Source organism: Bacteroides sp. ET489 (assembly GCF_030518095.1).
Taxonomy (GTDB): domain Bacteria; phylum Bacteroidota; class Bacteroidia; order Bacteroidales; family Bacteroidaceae; genus Bacteroides; species Bacteroides ndongoniae.
This window is the reverse complement of sequence record NZ_JAULLJ010000009.1, coordinates 127,703-147,676: the sequence shown is the minus strand read 5'-3', so window position 1 is coordinate 147,676 and position 19,974 is coordinate 127,703. Positions and strand designations below refer to the sequence as shown.

The 19,974-nt window shown below is 48.0% G+C and carries 13 protein-coding genes; 4 read left to right on the top strand and 9 right to left on the bottom strand.

What is annotated here, in order from left to right:
* Window positions 1-171: 171 nt before the first annotated feature.
* From Q3C19_RS07560 to Q3C19_RS07550, 3 genes are read right to left on the bottom strand one after another with little or no spacing between them, the layout of a single operon-like run.
* Entirely contained in the window at window positions 172-1,137 is a 966-nt protein-coding gene (locus Q3C19_RS07560) for a phosphatase PAP2 family protein (RefSeq protein WP_022162543.1), read from the bottom strand.
* Window positions 1,128-2,138, bottom strand: a complete 1,011-nt coding sequence (locus Q3C19_RS07555; protein WP_302728338.1) for an NAD(P)-dependent oxidoreductase — start codon at window positions 2,136-2,138, stop codon at window positions 1,128-1,130. The genes Q3C19_RS07560 and Q3C19_RS07555 overlap by 10 nt, the downstream gene beginning before the upstream one ends.
* Before the next feature lie 11 nt (window positions 2,139-2,149).
* Complete coding sequence (locus Q3C19_RS07550) at window positions 2,150-3,076, bottom strand: cation diffusion facilitator family transporter (RefSeq protein WP_302728316.1); 927 nt, start codon at window positions 3,074-3,076, stop codon at window positions 2,150-2,152.
* 189 nt (window positions 3,077-3,265) lie between these two features.
* Here Q3C19_RS07550 and rnr point away from each other — a divergent pair, with 189 nt between their 5' ends.
* Window positions 3,266-5,422, top strand: a complete 2,157-nt coding sequence (rnr, locus tag Q3C19_RS07545) for a ribonuclease R (RefSeq protein ID WP_302728314.1) — start codon at window positions 3,266-3,268, stop codon at window positions 5,420-5,422.
* A 146-nt stretch (window positions 5,423-5,568) separates the two neighbouring features.
* On the opposite strand, the gene Q3C19_RS07540 is transcribed toward rnr, so the two are convergent.
* Complete coding sequence (locus Q3C19_RS07540) at window positions 5,569-6,936, bottom strand: zinc-dependent metalloproteinase lipoprotein (protein ID WP_302728312.1); 1,368 nt, start codon at window positions 6,934-6,936, stop codon at window positions 5,569-5,571.
* Window positions 6,937-7,090: 154 nt separating this feature from the next.
* Window positions 7,091-9,340, bottom strand: coding sequence for a hypothetical protein (locus tag Q3C19_RS07535; protein WP_071148249.1), 2,250 nt, complete (start codon window positions 9,338-9,340; stop codon window positions 7,091-7,093).
* A gap of 343 nt (window positions 9,341-9,683) precedes the next feature.
* Here Q3C19_RS07535 and Q3C19_RS07530 point away from each other — a divergent pair, with 343 nt between their 5' ends.
* Entirely contained in the window at window positions 9,684-10,178 is a 495-nt protein-coding gene (locus tag Q3C19_RS07530; RefSeq protein ID WP_071148248.1) for a pyridoxamine 5'-phosphate oxidase family protein, read from the top strand.
* Between the two features lie 214 nt (window positions 10,179-10,392).
* On the opposite strand, the gene Q3C19_RS07525 is transcribed toward Q3C19_RS07530, so the two are convergent.
* The 3 genes from Q3C19_RS07525 to Q3C19_RS07515 form a co-directional block, all read right to left on the bottom strand.
* Window positions 10,393-12,315, bottom strand: a complete 1,923-nt coding sequence (locus Q3C19_RS07525) for a fimbrillin family protein (RefSeq protein WP_302728308.1) — start codon at window positions 12,313-12,315, stop codon at window positions 10,393-10,395.
* 356 nt (window positions 12,316-12,671) lie between these two features.
* The gene (gene mutS, locus Q3C19_RS07520) at window positions 12,672-15,290 is read right to left on the bottom strand and encodes a DNA mismatch repair protein MutS (RefSeq protein WP_071148243.1); all 2,619 of its coding nucleotides are present in this window, start codon (window positions 15,288-15,290) and stop codon (window positions 12,672-12,674) included.
* A 347-nt stretch (window positions 15,291-15,637) separates the two neighbouring features.
* The gene (locus Q3C19_RS07515) at window positions 15,638-16,564 is read right to left on the bottom strand and encodes an AraC family transcriptional regulator (RefSeq protein ID WP_071148242.1); all 927 of its coding nucleotides are present in this window, start codon (window positions 16,562-16,564) and stop codon (window positions 15,638-15,640) included.
* 151 nt (window positions 16,565-16,715) lie between these two features.
* Here Q3C19_RS07515 and Q3C19_RS07510 point away from each other — a divergent pair, with 151 nt between their 5' ends.
* Window positions 16,716-17,417: a YitT family protein gene (locus Q3C19_RS07510; RefSeq protein ID WP_277122908.1), complete on the top strand. Its 702-nt coding sequence runs from the start codon at window positions 16,716-16,718 to the stop codon at window positions 17,415-17,417.
* Between the two features lie 191 nt (window positions 17,418-17,608).
* On the opposite strand, the gene Q3C19_RS07505 is transcribed toward Q3C19_RS07510, so the two are convergent.
* On the bottom strand, window positions 17,609-19,072 hold the full coding sequence (locus Q3C19_RS07505; RefSeq protein WP_302728304.1) for a TlpA disulfide reductase family protein: 1,464 nt from the start codon (window positions 19,070-19,072) through the stop codon (window positions 17,609-17,611).
* A 408-nt stretch (window positions 19,073-19,480) separates the two neighbouring features.
* Here Q3C19_RS07505 and Q3C19_RS07500 point away from each other — a divergent pair, with 408 nt between their 5' ends.
* Window positions 19,481-19,966, top strand: coding sequence for an RNA polymerase sigma factor (locus tag Q3C19_RS07500; protein WP_302728302.1), 486 nt, complete (start codon window positions 19,481-19,483; stop codon window positions 19,964-19,966).
* Window positions 19,967-19,974: the final 8 nt, after the last annotated feature.

Below are 19,974 nucleotides of genomic sequence, written 5' to 3'. Positions count from 1 at the left end.
TCGGAAAAGCCCACGCATTTTGTCCGAAAAGCCCTCGTGTTTTGTCTCAAAAGGCCACGTGTTTTGCTTGAAAAGCCCACGCGTTTTGAGAAGAAAGTCCGGGCGTTTTGAATGAAAACCCACGGGGTTTTGAAATGAAAGATTCCGAAGGAGTTTCTTAGCACATTGGCATCAGCGGAACATTGGCTGCTCGAACCAGCGTTTATACATCCATGTCGTCAAAACGTAAAGTCCGAAGGCCGAAATAAAGCCCGCTATGGCATCGATCAGGTAGTGAGCCTGAATGTATACCGTCGCACAGCACAGAAGCACGTAGAAAGGCATCAGACAGGCGAAAAGCCAACGGCTGCCACGCCACGCCATAATCATCAGAATGGTAGAAATGCCTACATGCGACGACGGGAAAGCGGCGGTAGGACGTTCGCCAACCCGTTGCGAGCTCTCTACGAGGTTATAGAAAAAACCATGTTCGTAGCCCGGACCGGGCAACAACTCCTGATTATGATTGAAATAGTCGCCAATAGCCGGAAAAACTCCCTGAAGGGCATTGTCCATACCGATAGCCGGAAAATAGAACTGCGGTCCTGCTACAGGCACAAAAATGTAGAAGAAATAGTAAAGGAAAAAGGAGGAAATGATGACGAACGATACTTTTTCCAACAGGTCGAAGCGATGAATGAAGTACCACAACACGATGACCAGCATCATGGGATAATAGAAAAAATAGCCCATATTGAGCGGCTCGCTCACCCACATGTAAGGCAGCCGCTCGGCAAACCAGATGGCTGGTTGTCCGCCAAACAGCCATTGTTCGGCCGAGGCAAAGATGTGGTCAAGATTGGGAAAAAGACGGTTGAACTCGTAAGTATCCGGATACCAGTAAGACAACAACGCCATCTGTATCGTTACACGTATGAATGCAGAAAACTTACAAGGTGCCAGCCGGTAAAGATACATCAGCAGGAATGTCATACCTGCTATCAGCGCACGGTCGCCCAGCATGCGTAGCGGGTGATCCAACTGCTGATACAGAAAGAGTATCAGTATCGACGTCAGCAGGTTGTAGATAAGCGATACTTTTTCTATCGCAAACAGTCCCTTACGGGTATCTACCATCTTGAATATATCTAAAGCCATCCTTCCTTCTTATACCAGGCAATGGTCTCCCTCACACCACGGTCCAGGTCGTAAGCGGGCCGATAGCCCAGCTCGCGAACGGCGGGAGTTATGTCGCACTGCCAGTTGCGTTGTTTCATTATATTATACTTGTCACGGTTGAGCGTGCTCGCTGTATTCCTAAGCCGCGCCCAACGCTCAGCGAGCAAAGATACAACTTTCAACAGAAATAACGGACATCGGATGCGAATAATCAGCGGATTACCCAATTCGCGACATATCAGGTCGGAAAAGGTACGGCTGGCATACACCTGCCCATCAGACAGGAAATAGGCACGTCGTGACACCTGACGCTCGATGCCCAGAAAGACAGCCTGCACGACATCCTTCACATAGACGAAAGTCAAATCCTGCCGACGATACCCCACCGAGAAGTCGGTATGCCGCTTGATAGACTCAGCCATCAGGAAATAATCACGCTCGCGAGGTCCGTAAACCCCTGTAGGACGGTAGAACACATAAGGAAAGCCTTCCAGTCCCATCAGATACTGTTCAGCCTTCAGCTTGCTGCGTCCGTATGCGGTATTGGGTTGGGGAGTATCTGTCTCGCGGATAGGCTCGTACGTATCTTCGTGGATGGGGCCGAAGACACTTAGCGTACTGATGAAAACAAACTGCTGCGGCACCATATCAAGACGAAGCAGCGTATCGGCAAACGCACGAGTCTGTTCGTAGTTCACACGGTCGAAATCGGCCTGATCGATACATTTGGTAGCTCCGGCACAATGAATGATGTAGTCGAACGATCCATGAACTTCACGATGAGCCTTAAGCTGACTGTACAGGCGGTCGGCATGTGCAAAGTCCAGTTCCAGAAAGTGCAGTTCAGGCTGTTGCAGGTATTTCCGGCTGCTCGATGCCCGGACTCCGGCCCAGGTGTCGAATCCCCGGCGTAACGCTTCTTCTACCAGAAAACTACCAATAAAGCCACTGGCACCCGTAATCAAAACCGATTTTTTCATTCTTTCCATAATCATTTTACTGGTTCTACATGAATATTGATGTATGTACGGTTGCCAAACTCACTCTTCAGACGGTTTTCGATGGCCGTAGCAGTATGATGCGCTTCTCCCAACGAGATTCTTCCGTCCATACGGATATGCACCTCGATGGCATAACTGTTGCCTATCCGGCGTGTACGCAAGTGATGCGGAGCGGAAACTCCCGGAAAAGAAAGAATTTCCTGCTTGATTTTGTCCTCTACCTCGGCAGGCAACGACTTTTCCAGCAGTTCTTCGATACAAGGTACCAGTAACTGAATGGCTACCTTCATGATGAAGAAGCTGACTACCACAGCTGCCAACGGGTCAAGGATCAGCCAACGATCACCCAGTAAAATAGCACCACCGATGCCAATAGCCGTACCGATGGACGAAAGTGCATCACTGCGATGGTGCCAGGCATTGGCAACCACAGCCTGCGAATTCAGCTTGCGCCCTTTGAAAGCCGTATACTGATAGAGTAATTCCTTAAAAAGGATAGATACCAATGCCGCCCACAAAGCCAGCATACCCGGTTCCTGAAGTTCACCTCCCTGCCAGAAATTCCAAATGGAAGTAGCTCCATTCCACAAAATACCAAAACCGACAAACAGCAATATCAGGCCAATAATGGCTGTAGCCAGCGTCTCGTACTTGCCATGACCATAGTCATGTCCCTCGTCTTCGGGCTTCGACGAAATGCGTACAAAGACAATCACAATGATGTCCGTCACAAAGTCGGACAACGAGTGAACGGCATCGGCCAGCATAGCCGCACTATGCCCATAGATGCCTGCCACAAACTTAAATACAAGCAATAACAGATTGACTACGCTGCCTACCAGCGTAACCCGATAGATGCCTGCCTCACGGGCAGCCTCTTCACTTTTCTCTTTCTGATTCAATGGTTGTGAACTCATAACGAAATTCATTAAAAAGGGAGAGCAAAGATACTACAATTCTGTTACGAGCGACTTTCTGTATCCCTAAAATCTGCACATCAGCAAGAATTTAGACCTCTTCTGAACTACCGAATCCAAATGTTTGTTATCTTTGTAGAAGCCTAACAATAGGTTCGTCTCCTCCTACCTAAATAAACGATCGACATTATGGGAAAGAAAAAAGAAAAGAAAGAGAAGAAAGCCGGCAAACGAATGACCAAAAAAGAACTGGTAAAAGCCCTACTCGACTTCTTCCACCAGAAACAGGGCGAAGTTTTGCCACTGAAATACATCTTCGAACAGCTCCACCTGACCACACACCCGCTGAAAATGCTGTGCATAGACGTATTGCACGAGCTGAAGGATGATGACTACATCAACGAAACGGATAAAAACAAATTCAAACTCAACGTCCATGGAGTAGAGATGACAGGAACCTTCCAGCGCAAAAGCAACGGAAAGAACTCCTTCATCCCCGACGACGGAGGAGACCCCATCTTCATTGCCGAACGCAACTCGGCACACGCCATGAACAACGACAGGGTAAAAATAGCCTTCTACGCCAAACGACGCGGACGTGAAGCCGAAGGAGAAGTGATCGAAATCCTTGAACGGGCCAACGACACCTTTATAGGCACCCTCGAAGTAGCCAAATCGTACGCCTTCCTCGTCACCGAAAACCGCACCTTAGCCAACGACATCTTCATACCGAAAGACAAGCTGAAAGGCGGCAAAAGCGGCGATAAGGCCATCGTGAAAGTCATCGAATGGCCCGACAAGGCAAAGAACCCCATCGGGCAAGTCATCGACATACTGGGACGAGCCGGCGAAAACAACACCGAGATGCACGCCATCCTGGCCGAATACGGCCTGCCCTACACCTATCCGGCAGCCGTAGAGAAAGCCGCCGACCGCATCCCCGACGAAATACCTGCCGAGGAGATAGCCCGTCGCGAAGACTTCCGCCAAGTGACAACCTTCACCATCGACCCCAAAGATGCCAAAGACTTCGACGACGCCCTCTCCATCCGCAAGCTGAAAGACGGCCTGTGGGAAGTAGGCGTACACATTGCCGACGTGACACACTACGTCAAGGAAGGCAGCATCATCGACAAGGAAGCCGAGAAACGCGCCACTTCCGTCTATCTGGTGGACCGCACCATACCGATGCTTCCCGAACGACTGTGCAACTACATCTGCTCCCTGCGTCCCGACGAAGAAAAGCTGGCCTACTCCGTCATCTTCCAAATGAACGAAAAAGCCGAAGTAATCGACTCGCGCATCGTGCACACCATCATCAAGAGCAACCGCCGCTTCACCTACGAAGAAGCCCAACAAACCATCGAAACGGGCGAAGGCGACTACAAGGAAGAAATCCTGGAATTGGACCGACTGGCCAAACTGTTGCGCGAGAAACGCTTTGCCGCCGGCGCCATCAACTTCGACCGCTACGAAGTGAAATTCGAAATCGACGAAAAAGGCAAGCCGATCAGCGTATATTTCAAAGTCTCGAAAGACGCCAACAAGCTGGTCGAAGAATTCATGCTGCTGGCCAACCGGACAGTAGCCGAACGCATCGGGCGTGTACCCAAAGGAAAGAAAGCCAAAGTATTCCCCTACCGTATTCACGACCTGCCCGATCCCGAAAAGCTAGACAATCTGGCGCAATTCATCGCCCGATTCGGCTACAAACTGCGTACTTCAGGTACCAAAGTCGACGTATCAAAATCTATTAATCACTTGCTGGACGACATTCAGGGAAAGAAAGAAGAAAACCTGATAGAAACCGTCTCAATACGGGCCATGCAGAAAGCACGTTACTCGGTGCACAACATCGGCCACTACGGACTGGCATTCGACTATTACACGCACTTCACCTCGCCCATCCGACGCTATCCCGACATGATGGTTCACCGCCTGCTTACCAAATATATAGACGAAAACGGACGTACCGTCAGCGAAAAGAAATACGAAGCTCTGTGCGAACACTCCAGTGCCATGGAACAACTGGCAGCCAATGCCGAACGGTCGAGCATCAAATACAAGCAAGTAGAATTTATGACCGAACGGTTGGGTCAGGTGTACGACGGCGTTATATCGGGTGTCACCGAATGGGGACTTTATGTAGAACTGAACGAGAACAAATGTGAAGGAATGATTCCTATCCGCGACCTGGATGACGACTATTACGAGTTCGACGAAAAGAACTACTGCCTGCGTGGACGCCGTAAGAACCGTACTTATAGTTTGGGCGACCCCATCACCATACGCGTAGCACGCGCCAATCTGGAAAAGAAACAACTGGATTTTGCTTTGGAAGAATAAGAGCAGAAACAACAAAGCCTGCTATCTTCCTGCCTTAGCAAACCTTATACATAACAAAAGCAGCCGTTTCCGCGGATGAAACCAATGGTTTCTTTTCGGGAAACGGCTGCTTTATTTTTCAGCCTTAACAGGCAAAGACCTTATTTTTACTTATTATTAGTCACAATCAGACCACGGGGACCGCAGTTAGATACAGAGAAAGGCAGATCCATCGGAGCGTCGGAAACAGCCTTTGTGCTCAGGTAAGCACGTGTCTGCTTCGGACCCGGTATCATCGGGCTGTAGTCGAGCACGTGACGAACACGCAGACGCTGGTCGGCTGTGAACTCGTCCAGATAGCTGTAAGCGTAGTCCATGATGTTGTGTGAAACAAATTCCTCGTCTTGGCAGGTTGTACGTTTGAACAAGCTTTCCCAATCGAACTTGTTGGCATAATCGGCATTATAGTTCATCAACTGATAAGTCTGATTCACAAACATATCATAACTGCTTTTGTCATAGCTCTTAGTGTCTTCGCAGAAGTCTGTATCCAGACAGCCAATCTGTGCTTCCGAGAAAGTATGGCGTAAGCCAAAGTAATGACCCAGCTCGTGTGCCAGCGTGATGCTACCTGAAACTTGCTTAGTGATGAGTTCTTTATAATTTTCAGGAGCAAACGGAGTAAATGCATCTTCCACATTACCCATATAAGAATTGTTGATGGACACGCCACGTACGTAATTCAAATTAGCCAACGTAATATTCATATCTTCAAGAACGTCTGTTCCCTCAAGAGGATGCGACTTCGTAGTATAAGGGAAGGTAGATATACCCAAAATGTTAGAAGCAGAAGACGAAAAACGATATACAAGGATGTTCACGTAATCGTTGGGCTCCCATAAGAAGTGTACATACTTGCGCGTATCGTCTTCCATAACATCGGTCGGATCCAAGTCGGCAGTCAGCCATTTTACACGGTCGATACCCGGTTCTTCCAATCGGTTACCCTGGGGGTCGAACTCGGCAGGAACAAATTCCATATTCAGATCGACCGTTGTTTCCGCTCCTGCATTCTGGTACATCTTGTTCACCTCGTCCAGCATGGTATATATTTCATCAGCGGGAATATTCTGTTTAGGGTCATTCTCATCAGCATAGATGATATGAAATACGATGGGAAGTTTGTATTTCAGTTCCTGTCCGTCAGGAATAGCCTGCTGGCTAAAGGTGATGGTATGCTGTTCGCCCTGAGCTTCGATTACCACTTGTGCTGTACGTGCAGCTCCCAAGTTAGCTTCTACCTCTACCGACAATGTACGGCTACCCACACCTTCTGACTTCGATACACGACACCAGTCGGCTTGACTGACGGCCGTCCATTCTACATTCGTATTCATTTCAATATCGAAGACTCCACCTTCGTAAGAAATCTCCTTGAACTCGTTTTGCGATACGGTCATCAGCGCATCGTCGTCGCTACATCCTGCCAACAACAGACAGAAGAATGGCAACAGATATAATAATTTCAGTTTCATATTGTTCTATTTAGACAGCCTTATACGCCTGTTTTCTCCTGATTGAAGAAATGACAAAAGTGTAAAACCATCAATTTTTAATATCTATATATGCTTCACGTTTTACCAATGCCATTGCCCTCCCGTGCTCACGAAGGACAATGGACATGGATTTTTATTTTTTCACTGAACGTACAACCGGCAGATAACCGTCAACCGGGAATGCCGTCGGATAGAAGTCTGAGGTATCCGTCTTGCTGACAGCCTTGTTCATCACTCCATAGCGATAGGGCACTTGTACAACAGGCTTCTGAGCTTTTGCTTCCTCTTGCTTATTCTGAGGCATAATGGCACGGAATAATGAACGGGTATTCTCTGCTTCGCCAGCTTTCACCAATTCTTTCAGTTCGTCGATAGTACCAGCGCCTTCTTTTGTCATTACAGGTATTTCCATACGCGCTACCTTACCTTCTACCTGATTTTTGTCTTTTGCATAAGCAAAGCTGTAATACAACGTATTCCAATCGCACATGATGAAACGATAACTGTCAGTCAGTTCGGTCCAAGGAGTTGCATAGTATTGGATAATATCGATGTCCGGCAAAGAAACAGGATCCAACTCATCTATTTCTTCTGCATCATAGATAACACTGAACCAAGCATCTTTAGCCTCTGCCGACTTCGTATATTTCATAGCCAGGATAACACGTCCTGCTGTCTTATCAGGCAAACCGAATACCAGTCCGTTTTCTTCGTCACCGTCGAAATAACCTAAGATTTCGGCCGATACCGTCGCATCGGAAAGTCCAGGAACAGTGACAATGGATTTTTGTTCGTGAACGGCTGCTACCTTACCATCAGGCGATAGAGCAAACGAACATACGGTATATGATGTGCCTTCCTTAAGATCCTGATATACACCTGCACTCTTTAGTCCCGGACAATAGCTGGTGTTGCTATAGAGGAACGAAGTCATTGTCATACCCGGATTCCACATCACGTTCATATTGTATTGGTTAATAACATCCATTTCAACCATGTCAATGTATGTTTCCTTGTCAAATTGGTCATCGGGTACCAGAACACTTGTGTAAGGCACTGTCAGATCAGACGGTTCAATGGTCAGTTCAATCCGATAAGGGGTAGCCACAACATCTTTGTAGCTGAAGGTTGTTTCTGCAGCATTGCCTCCTTCGGGAGTCTCAAAACGTTTCACTACGGGTTTGGTCGTAATGCCACGGTCGTAGCCGAAGACCAATACATAGTTCTTGCTATTGGGAATACAAGAAAGGTTAGGAACATCCTGCACACCCTTGTAAGTTCCCCAAGGCAAATTCAGGTTCGCCTGATTCTTCTCAACATAGTCGTTCATAAGTTCATCATCGGTCATGTTGATGTTTTCATCGGTAAAGGCATCCGAGAAGAATACATATTTCTCGTCGATGTAGGAAGGAACGACTTTCACATGAGCCGAAACAGCTGTAATGTTGTCAACCGTAACGTCAAAGGTCATTTTAGACAGGTCTTTCTGAGGCGTTGCAAAGTCACCCTTGCTTACGTCGGAACAAAGCACTACTTCGTCGCCATCATCGGTAGAAACAATCTTGAAAGCTGCTGCCATCCACTTGTACTCGGTATTGGCATTCAACCCTGTGAATTTCAGACCTACATCACCAGTATGCAATACCATGTCGAGTGCCTGCTCTACAATATCATCAGTCAACTGTCCGCCTTCGGGAACCAACTGAATAAAAATAGATTGCAGTTCTTGTTCCAACAGCGTGATAACGATGCTTTCGTCATCATAATTACCGCTAGCGATGGCGCCTTCGTAACTGGACTTCGAAATACCCGAGAAGTACCATTTAACGTTCTTGTCAGACGGTTTGATGTCGAATACTGCCGATTGTGCATCCAACATTTCAGGAACAACCACAACATCGAAAGTACAATCGATGTGTTCAGTCTTCATCGTCTGGAAGAACAAATATTCTGCCTTGTCGGCTGCACGTGTGCCGTCTACAGCGAACACTACCAACTCGTAGATGCGGCCGGGCAAGAGGTTTTCTACTTTCAGGTTGCTCTGATCGCCGGTATAAGTCAGCGAAGCAACATATTGCTCAAACGGAGTACCTTTGGCTTCGGCCTGTTTCTTCAGGTCGTTCATCAAATAGTTGGGTAACTCACCTTTGGCAACATTGTCAACGGTCTTTTTGTCTACATAGAGACACAGATAAGGAATGGTGGCATCGGATGCCTTCACACCGAACGAATAGGTAGAAGTGGTGGCTTCGCCTCCGGTCAGTGTCAGTACTTGCTTGCTCAAGTCCAGATAGGAACAAGTGTTGTCATCGTCATCGCTACATGCAGTGAAGAGGAACACGGCCAGCAAGCTGAACAGTGAAATAAGGTCTTTGACTTTCATGTAAGTTTTAATAATTAATTATTTTTTATCAAAAAGGAAAGCAGGCCTGCGCGCCAAGGTCTGCTTTCACTTTATATATCGTGCAAACGTAAGCACTAATTAAGGAACGACAAAGAAATTGGTTAAAAAAAAGCCGTCAAGGCTGAAAAAAGGAGAAAATTAAGCTTCTTATACAAAAATTATGCCAACAACAAAGATTCAAGAAGAAAAAACGAAAAACTGCAAGCCCGATAACGATATATTGGAGAAAGCATACTAATGTCTACTATTTTCGCCGATTTGGTAAACTAAGACACTTGCTTTTTCCATACAATCGTGTAACTTTGCCACAAAACATAAGATTATGAAGACAATCTGTATCACCGACCCGAAAGAGATAGAAGGCATCATACGCAAATGCCCTTATTGTACCGTAGGACTTACCGACCTGAACGGGAATCCTTACGTTATCCCCATGAACTTCGCCTACGACGCTTCGAAGGGCGAACACGGCACCATCTTCCTGCACTCCGGTCCCGAAGGAAGCAAACTGGACATGGTGCAACAGCATCCGACCGTCTGCATCAGTTTCTGCGAAGGTCACGAACTGGTGTACATGCACCAGCAGGTAGCCTGTAGCTATAGTATGAAGAGCCGTAGCGTGATGTGCCGCGGACAGGTACGTTTCATCGATGACATGGACGAGAAACGTCGCGTGCTCGACCTCTTCATGGAGCATTACACACAGAACAAGTGCGGGTATTCTGACCCGGCTGTACGCAACGTTAAAATCTGGGAGATTCCCGTTGAAGAGATTTGCTGCAAGTCGTTTGGACTCCGACCGAGCGAAGTGCAATAACGGGAGCGTTTGCCTGTACACATCCGGCCTATGATTTACCCCGCCACAGACGTGTCTCTGTACGTCTGTGGCGGGGTATTTGTATGGCTTTTGTAGGACACTTGTACGGCTCGCGAGAAACACTTGCACGGCTCGCGAGCCACACAAGTGTCCCACAAATGTATTGCAAGTGTCCTACAAACGCCTTACAAACAAGCCTTTAGAAAAGCATAAATTACTCTTTGACGCAACGGATGGAAAGCGCCTTATAATAGTCGCCACGAGTGGAAAGAGTGGAAGACATCACAAACCCTTCATCGCTGCCCGTCAAGAAAACAGTCTGTTCGGGAAGCGTTCCGTCCGCTTCCATTGTCCAGTAGCCCACCATCTTATAGGCAGACTGATGGCTGCTCTTAATCCAAGTTCCTACCGGATAGGCATTGAAGTCAGTCAGTCCCGAATGTGAAGCAGTCGTTTCTCCCAAATCGAGCGGTTCCCATTTGCTGGAAGCGGCTTTCAGCAATCCGGCCTCGCCGTTCAGGTATTTTTTCAGTTTCGTCCAGTCCTCGGTCGAAGGTATTCGCCACCCGTCCGGGGTGATGTCGTTGGCTAACAGGGCTTCGCCGTTGTAGAAGCGAATACCGTCCTTGTCGTCTGGCTGAAAATAACCCGTCACTTTGTCCTCCAGGTTAGTTTGCCGCTCAATGGGCGTACCGTCCTTATAGCTGACGGCACACAAGTCCTGCCTCATCCAATACTGCGTACCGATCTTTACTACTGAATAAGTATCCAGCTTACCGGCCCGCATATCACGCAAACGATAGCCTACTACGTTGACTTTCATACAGGTTTCTGGCTTGACATCAACAACAATCGACTGTTTTTCGTCCAGATACAACGTCTCGACAGGCGCCGAAGTTCCGGCCGTATAAGCGAATGTATTGCGCTCCGCATCCCAGCTGACCTTACCTCCATGCACTTCGCCAGTCTGCCCTATCAGTTGCAAGACAACACCCTGCGTAAGGTCTGTCACTTCGTTCTTCACCGGATAGGCAACGATAGCCTGCGAAGCAATCTCGTCGGCTTCGGAAACAAGATATTCCTTACAAATCTCGGCCACGGTTCTTCCGTTGTTGTAAAGCCGGTAAACACTAGAGGTACCGAACGACAATGCAGCGATATGCACCTCGCCCGTTTGCAGCGATCCTTCGGTTTCTTCCTGCTTGGTCGTTTCGCCCCACTCTTCCACTTCGCCTACAATTCCGGCAAGCGTACGGTTTTCCACTTCCGCCATTTTAATCTGAATAGCCCGCTGCGTGTTACCCTCAAGGGTTACTGCCGAGATAGGACAAGTATACAGAATGCCCTTCCACTCGATGACAACCGACTGGCTTTCCGGGTCTGCTTCCTGCGGAATCACAATCACATCCTTACCGGTCAGCCGGTCACTATCTTTTTTCCATTTGCCAGAAACGACGATGTCCGACTTCCCTTCCGGACTGCTCACCTCGCCCGACTTCAGGTCGTAATGGGCTTTCGTGTAAAATCCGGTTACAATCACCTTCGGATTGTCCTGATAGATTTCGTCCAAATTCGCACCTTCTCCGGGAATCAACTCAATGTTCAGCTTGCTCATGCGATGTTTGAAGGTCAGCGAAACCGCCGCACTGCTGCTTTTCACCCCAGTTTTGGTAGCCACCAGGAAGTCGGAAGCCGAACGGTTTTCCGCAGTACTCTGGTCAGCCAGTACAGATACCGGAATTACCGTCGATCCCGCTTCTACACCCGCCTGGCTGTAAGGATAGTAAGCCAGAAAGTCCAATGATCCGTCGCCTTCGGGATAAAACACTTCCCGTTCGGGGATAAGTGTCGAAGTACCGTTATGCTCCAGCCGCAGGTTGTCGATGTAACGATAACCATCGATAGACGCTCCGCCCATAGTGGCAAACAAGCCGATACGGTCGCCCGCCTCGAAGCCGCTGTTACCCACACGGGTGACAGTCGATGCCTTACTTACTTTTGCAGAGAAACTGATTGGGATATTGCTTTCTGCAACGTCTTCATCACCAATCTGATTGACACATGCCGCCGACAGACAGAGTACGGCCAGGCAAGAAAAACCGCGTACAGCGGATTTTAGCATTGTACTGCTTCTCATAATAATAAATATTAGGGTTAATAAATAGTATCAGCTACTACAATTATCATCGATACAGAAACCGGCTCTTTTCCTTTAGGAGAGAACGTGCAGAAAATAAGCTATAGAAAAAAGTACAAATGCCTTTAAAAACCGATTACGTCTGTCTTTCAAAAAATAAATGCCTCTCTCTAATTTGCCTGCATCCCATCACATCGGGTTCATGTGGCGGCAAATATAGACTAAAAAAAATGAATAATGCAAAGAAATGTGGAAAAATCGTTCAAAAAAGAAAGAAAATAATCCTATCAACCCGAACAAATCAGATTAAAATGTATCAAAAAAAAGTTTATCAATATAATAAAAGGGAAGCCTGATTACTTCCCTTTCACTATTCGTTTGATGTCATTCAGCTTGTTCAGCGCTTCGAGTGGCGTCAGATTATTTACGTCGAGGTTCAGAATCTCATCGCGTATCTGGCACAACACCGGATCGTCGAGCTGAAAGAAGCTGAGCTGCATGCCAGCTGCCGAAGAAGCACCTTCGGTAATCTTCTTTCCACCCACCGATCCTGTCTGTCGGTTCTCGGCTTCCAGCTGCTTCAGTATTTCGTCGGCACGTTTCACAATGCTCTTCGGCATACCTGCCATCTTAGCCACGTGGATACCAAAGGAATGCTCGCTTCCGCCACGCTCCAACTTGCGAAGGAAAATCACCTTATTATCCACTTCCTTCACCGCCACGTTGTAGTTCTTGATCCGTTTGAAGCTCTTCTCCATCTCGTTCAGTTCGTGGTAGTGCGTGGCAAACAGGGTACGGGCACGGGCGCGGGGATGTTCGTGGATGTACTCCACAATGGCCCAGGCTATCGAAATACCATCGTAGGTCGAAGTACCACGCCCCAATTCATCAAACAATACCAGACTGCGTGCCGAAAGATTGTTCAGAATATCGGCCGCCTCATTCATCTCGACCATAAACGTCGACTCGCCCACCGAGATATTGTCGCTGGCTCCTACACGGGTGAAGATTTTGTCCACCAGTCCGATGTGGGCACTCTCGGCCGGAACAAAACTGCCAACCTGTGCCATCAGCGTGATCAGCGCCGTCTGGCGCAACAACGCCGACTTACCGGCCATGTTCGGACCCGTAATGATAATAATCTGCTGAGTGCTGCTGTCCAGCATTACGTCGTTGGCAATGTACTTCTCTCCGATGGGCAACTGTTTTTCGATGACCGGGTGCCTTCCCTGATGAATCTCCAGCACATCGTCGTCGGCAATGACAGGGCGGATATAGTTGTTTTCGCGAGCTACGTTGGCAAACGAAAGCAGACAATCCAGACGGGCTATCTGGTTGGCATTGATCTGAATGGCAGGGATAAACTCGGTAAGCGCCTGCACCAGTTCGGTATAGATCTGTGTTTCCAGAATCAGAATCTTGTCTTCTGCTCCCAATATCTTTTCCTCGTATTCCTTCAGTTCTTGCGTAATGTAACGTTCGGCATTGACCAGCGTCTGCTTACGTATCCACTCCTGCGGAACCTTGTCCTTATGCACGTTGCGCACCTCGATGTAATAGCCGAAAACATTGTTATACCCGATTTTCAGACTGGGGATGCCGGTCAGCTCGCTCTCGCGTTGCTGCACCTGCAACAAGTAGTCTTTACCACTGTAGGCTATTTCACGGAGTTCGTCAAGTTCGGCATTTACGCCCTGTTTGATGACTCCCCCCTTGTTCACCAGCAACGGAGGATCGTTGTTGATTTCGCGGTCAATACGGTCGCGGATAGACTGGCAAATGTTCAGTTGCTCGCCAATGCGGTTCAGACTGGCATTATCGGCTTCCATACAAGCCGTTTTGATAGGCTCAATGGCCTGCAAAGCCACTTTCAAAGCTACCACTTCACGCGGGGAAACACGACCGACGGCAACTTTGGAGATAATGCGCTCCAAATCGCCTATCAAATGAAGCTGTTCTTCAATCAGTTCCTTGAAGTCGGGTTGGCGGAAGAAATACTCCACCACATTCAGACGGTCGTTGATAGGCTGTACGTCCTTCAGCGGGAATACCAGCCAACGCCTCATTAGGCGGGCTCCCATCGGGCTGATGGTCTTGTCGATAACATTCAGCAAACTGCTTCCTCCATCGTTCATCGAACCCATTAACTCCAGACTGCGTACCGTAAACTTGTCCAGGCGGACATACTTGTCCTCCTCGATCCGTGCCAGCGAAGTGATGTGGGCAATCTGTGTGTGTTGCGTCATGATGAGGTATTGCAAGATGGCTCCCGAAGCAATAATACCATTCTTCAGATGCTCTACGCCGAAACCTTTTAGGTTCTTCACCTCGAAATGCTTCAGCAACTTCTCACGGGCAGTCGTTTCCGTAAAAATCCAGTCATCCAGCTCGAACGTGAAAAACTTGTTCCCGAAGTTCCCTTCAAACATACCACGCTTACCTCTTTCAAACAACACCTCCTTCGGAGCAAAGTTATTCAGCAACTTGTCTACATAGTCGAAAGGACCTTCGGCCGTAAGGAACTCTCCGGTCGAAATATCCAGGAAGGCCACGCCACAGGCACCTTTTCCGAAATGTACGGCAGCAAGAAAATTATTCTCCCTATAGTTCAGCACGTTGTCGTTGATCGACACGCCCGGAGTTACCAGCTCCGTGATTCCCCGCTTCACCAGCTTCTTGGTCAGTTTCGGGTCTTCCAGCTGGTCGCAAATCGCCACCCGCTTGCCGGCACGAATCAGCTTGGGCAAATAGGTGTCGAGTGCATGGTGGGGAAATCCGGCCATCTCAATGGTCTTCCCCTTGCCATTGGCACGCTTGGTCAGCGTAATACCCAATATCTCCGAAGCAACAATGGCATCGGTCGAATAAGTTTCATAGAAGTCCCCGCAACGAAACAGCATCACAGCATCGGGATGCTTCGCCTTCAGGTCGAGAAACTGTTTCATCATCGGAGTAAGGACAATATCTTCTTGCATGATATGTTTTTTTGAATTCTCTGTTTATTGAAATATCCAAGTGTCGGACGCACGATGACTTGCTGGGATATGCCCCACCCTGCCATCCGTTTCGGCAACTTCTGCAAAGATACCTCTTTTTTAGAAAACAGATGCGGAGAGCATTTAAATCCTTAGCAACCCTTAACAAATTACCGGATTATCATAAAACATGTTATAAAACAGTCTTTTTTATTTGTTTTATTTGCAGATTTCCCAAAAGTCCGTACCTTTGCAACGTGTTTTTCATAGTATTAGATTTAAGGTTAACAAAGGTTGGAGTACAGCGGTACTCCTTTTTTTATGCCTGTACGCAAACATTGCTTCCGTCACTTCTTTCCGTCTGCGGCAGGCGTCTTGTCCATCTCCATCCACAACTTCTTGCGAAATCCCAAAGGAGTCTCGCCCGAACAACGCCTGAAAAACTTGCAGAATGCCGATGTATCGCTGAAATTCAGCTTGGCTGAGACATCGTTCACCGTCAGCTTCCGGTTGCCCAGCAGCATGCGTGCCTCCATCAGCAACAATTCGCTGATAATGGCATTCACCGTCTTTCCTGTGCCACTTTTTACGATGCGCGACAGATATTGCTCACTGATGGCCAGTTCGCGAGCATAGAAAGAGACAAAATGTTCTTCACGAAAATGACGGGTAACCAGCGCATAAAACTCCTGCAATACATGATCTTTAGGACTGACATGCTTGCGTATCGGCGTCTTGCGCGACAGAAAGTCGGCAATGTCCAGAAACAGAGCGTTGCACACTGCCTGGACGCGACGGAAAAGAAACTTATGATCGGACCGAAGCAACTGCATCAGAAACTCCAACTGGCCGCGCACGGCGTCTGATTCATCCGCAGTCAGCAGTATCGTATATTGCCTGTTCTGCCTCATCGTAGCCAATACCATAGCCGTTATCTGCGTCAGATAGGAATCGTTGGTAAACATGGTTTCCGAAATGGAAAGCGTAATGAAATGAATATCTTCGGAAGAAAACAGATGGTCGGTCAGGAAGTTTGCTCCATGCACCAGCAGGGTTCCGGCTTCCATCACAATGTGTTCACCATTGAGCAGAATCTCCGAACGACCCTCCAGGATGAATATCAGATACAGTTCGCGGTTGAAGTAGGCTTCGCCCTCGGGATAGTTTCGGTCGCCATAGACGCTCTCGAAGCACACCACATCTTCACCGTAATGAGGAATATCCGGATGCCTTTTCAGCATTCCCGCATTGTCAAATATACACGATTTTACCATTTTCGAGCATTATACCAGCTACAAAGATAGCACTTGTTTCGTAATCGACAAAAATTATGTCATATCGGATAATATCCATGCAACAGAAAAGCACGAACTTTGCCGCCGAAAAAAACAGGTATTAGAATATAATTAGGAAAGAGGTAAAAAGATGGAAATGAAAAGTATTATCAAAAGGTATTTAGTTTTTGTATTGGGACTGTATTTTCTGGCTGCGGGCGTAGTGCTCATTGTCCGTTCGGCCTTAGGTACTACCCCTATTTCGAGTATCAACTACGTAATGAGCCTGAACACACCGCTCACATTGGGCACCTGTACGTTCATCATTAACATACTGCTCATCGTAGGTCAGTTCTGGCTAATACGCGGACGAGGAAGTCGGCAAGACGTTATGGAAATACTGTTGCAAATACCCTTCTCGTTCATCTTCTCGGCTTTTATCGACTTCAATATGGTTTTGGCTTCCGACATACACCCGGTAAACTATGCTGCCTCCATCGGCTTGCTGCTGGTAGGATGCATTATACAGTCGGTAGGTGTGGTACTCGAACTGAAACCTCGTGTGGCAATGATGAGCGCCGAAGCTTTCGTGAAGTATGCTTCTTCACGCTATAACCGCGAGTTCGGTCGCACAAAGGTTTGCTTCGACATTACTCTGGTCACACTGGCCGTACTTACTTCACTGGCTTTCACACAGACCATCGAAGGTGTACGCGAAGGTTCGCTGATTGCCGCCTGCCTGACAGGCTACATTGTCAGCTTCCTTAATCATAAAATTATGACCCGGAAAAACCTTTATCGCCTGGTGCCCGTATTAAAGGGTAATAGCATAGAATACGCCCCAAAGGCTTAACAAATCTGTAATTCAGCTAACACATGTTATAAAGCATGCATTTTTACTTGGATTATTTGCAGATATCCAGAAAGTCCGTACATTTGCAATGTGTTTTTCATAGTATTAGATTTAAGGTTAACAAAGGTTGGAGTACAGCGGTACTCCTTTTTTTATGCCCGTACGCGAAGTGCATTCGTCGTGCGGGCTGTTTATTTGGCTATCAGCCTGTCAATCTGGACAGGCGTCTGAGGCCAGGAGGGCCGTACCATCGAACCGTAATTCACAATCACTCCTTCTTTATTCACCAGCAGAAAGTAGGGAATGCCGTCGATGTCCAGATGCTTGCGTATCTTACTCCAGTTGCTGCTGTCTACCCAATCTTCAAGAAACAGGCTTTCGATCGCTGTGTCGCGCAGGGAGAAACGTTGCAAGATCCGTTCGTAGTCAGCACGTTTCCCGCTACCACAGATACTGATTATGACTACATCGTCCGTACTGTATCGCGCACGCAACTTCTTCATCGGTTCTATCTCTGCCAGGCAGGGAGGACAATGAACTCCCCAAAAGTCGATATAAACCACCTTTCCCCGATGCTTGTCTATCAGCGAGCGCAGGGGTACCATGTACTGCTCTGCCTCGCTGTCGGAGGCGTCGCCATAGAGCAGATAATGAGAGTACTCCTCAGGATGCTGCAGATATTCCATGGTCCGCCTGTACAGCAGGTCCACCGCATAGCGCAGCACAGGCACCTGCACCAGCGCGTCGTATTTCGGACGGGCAGTCGTAAAATCTACCGTATCATTATGAACCAACGAATTGCCCAGCATATTGGCCAAAAGGAATTGCGACAGCATGTTGCCCTGTTGCTCGTCCACCAAATCCATGTCGGTAAAAGACTCATCGCCCACGGCATAGCGTCGGTATTGCAGATAAAAGTTCAGATGATAAAGCAACCGGAAATGAGCCGACGTAATGACTTCGTCGGACAACAGCGCATTCACTTCCGGCAACAAGGCTTCGTAACCTGCCATCTCCTGTTTCCAGTCCGTCCGTTTCTCAATAAGTATCTGCCGTAAGTGTTCGCGCGCATATCGGAAACGCTCGGCACAGTAGTCGGCCAGCAACATACGCTCCGTCAGCTTTGCCACATCGTCGCCGGGCGAATATCGGGTCAGGAAGTCGGCCCGCCTTTGTTTCCGCTCCTCATACCCTTTCTCCACAGCTTTGTCGAATGCCTCGCCGGAAGCACGAACATCCTCTGCATAATAATAATCCGGCAGGTAATAGCCTTCCCCGACAAAATGCTGCATGCCCTGATTCAGAGCTGCCCGCGAACCCTTCACCACGGGATGCAGCAAGTCTTTGAAATCGATTTGCAGGTAAAGGCTGTCGCCTGCACTGACATACAGACGGGGCGCATAATTGGCCAGCGACACCTCGCACAGCGCATCGCACAAAGGGAAACGGAAAAAGAAACTGCTATCGTCGCGCAAAGGCGCCGTATAGCAGACATCCTGACCGCTGAAGTAGGACAACGACAAACGGAATTCGCGTTCGTTGGGATAGAAGTCACGGTTCAGCACCTTCCCACATATCACTACCTCACCCCCGTCCGAAGCCGGCCGGGCAAAGGAACCGACTGCAACCGACGCAATCAGGCAAAAAAGAATCATAAAGTATCGCATAGTTATAGAGGCTTATTATGGATAGTGCAAAAATAGAGTTTTACAGCAGAATACCGCCTGTGAACATTTAAAAAGTATATAAAGCCGCTAATACATGTTATAAAACATGCTTATTTACTCGGATTGTTTGCAAATCTCCGGAAAGTCCGTACCTTTGCAATGTGTTTTTCATAGTATTAGATTTAAGGTTAACAAAGGTTGGAGTACAGCGGTACTCCTTTTTTTATGCCCATACGTCTGCTCTGCCCTCCCCGTCAGGCTGCTCCCGATGATTCTTCAGTCAGGCCACAGATTTTTCCTAATTGCCCAGCATTTTTTTCCTAACTGGAAAAAATAACGCCCTACCTGTAACTATGCCGAAGCCTTGTACGACTAACGAAACAAAAAGACAAGGATATGACGGATACTAACAAGGAAAAAGAATTCACCGAATTGCTGCTGCAAAACCAGCACATCATCTACAAAGTGTGCCTGATGTATGCGCAGGAAAAGGAAGATATCGCCGACCTCTACCAGGAGACGGTGTATAACCTGTGGAAAAGCTACGCCACATTCGAAAACCGAAGCAGCTTCAGCACCTGGCTCTACCGTGTCGCCCTGAATACCTGCATCAGCGACCTGCGCCGCCGAAAGCACCACGAGTACGTGCCCCTGCAACTGGCGGACATCGACCTGCCCGACAACGACCCGAAGGCCGAAATGCTGAACACCCTGTACAGCCTCATCCGCCGCCTGAACAAGCTGGACCGCATGTATATCGTCCTCTGGTTAGACGAAAAGACCTATGACGAAATAGCCGAAATCGTAGGTACCAACCGCAATCAGGTAGCCATCCGGCTGCACCGCATCAAAGAGAAACTGAAAACTATGTCCAACCTCTAAATACCCTT

Bases quoted from the DNA above. Each gene is read 5' to 3' on its own strand.
- Q3C19_RS07550 (WP_302728316.1), bottom strand. From the start codon at position 3,076: ATGAGTTCACAACCATTGAATCAGAAAGAGAAAAGTGAAGAGGCTGCC.
- Q3C19_RS07535 (WP_071148249.1), bottom strand. From the start codon at position 9,340: ATGAAAGTCAAAGACCTTATTTCACTGTTCAGCTTGCTGGCCGTGTTC.
- Q3C19_RS07560 (WP_022162543.1), bottom strand. From the start codon at position 1,137: ATGGCTTTAGATATATTCAAGATGGTAGATACCCGTAAGGGACTGTTT.
- Q3C19_RS07515 (WP_071148242.1), bottom strand. From the start codon at position 16,564: ATGGTAAAATCGTGTATATTTGACAATGCGGGAATGCTGAAAAGGCAT.
- Q3C19_RS07540 (WP_302728312.1), bottom strand. From the start codon at position 6,936: ATGAAACTGAAATTATTATATCTGTTGCCATTCTTCTGTCTGTTGTTG.
- rnr (WP_302728314.1), top strand. From the start codon at position 3,266: ATGGGAAAGAAAAAAGAAAAGAAAGAGAAGAAAGCCGGCAAACGAATG.
- Q3C19_RS07505 (WP_302728304.1), bottom strand. From the start codon at position 19,072: ATGATTCTTTTTTGCCTGATTGCGTCGGTTGCAGTCGGTTCCTTTGCC.
- Q3C19_RS07525 (WP_302728308.1), bottom strand. From the start codon at position 12,315: ATGAGAAGCAGTACAATGCTAAAATCCGCTGTACGCGGTTTTTCTTGC.
- Q3C19_RS07555 (WP_302728338.1), bottom strand. From the start codon at position 2,138: ATGAAAAAATCGGTTTTGATTACGGGTGCCAGTGGCTTTATTGGTAGT.
- Q3C19_RS07530 (WP_071148248.1), top strand. From the start codon at position 9,684: ATGAAGACAATCTGTATCACCGACCCGAAAGAGATAGAAGGCATCATA.
- Q3C19_RS07510 (WP_277122908.1), top strand. From the start codon at position 16,716: ATGGAAATGAAAAGTATTATCAAAAGGTATTTAGTTTTTGTATTGGGA.
- Q3C19_RS07500 (WP_302728302.1), top strand. From the start codon at position 19,481: ATGACGGATACTAACAAGGAAAAAGAATTCACCGAATTGCTGCTGCAA.
- mutS (WP_071148243.1), bottom strand. From the start codon at position 15,290: ATGCAAGAAGATATTGTCCTTACTCCGATGATGAAACAGTTTCTCGAC.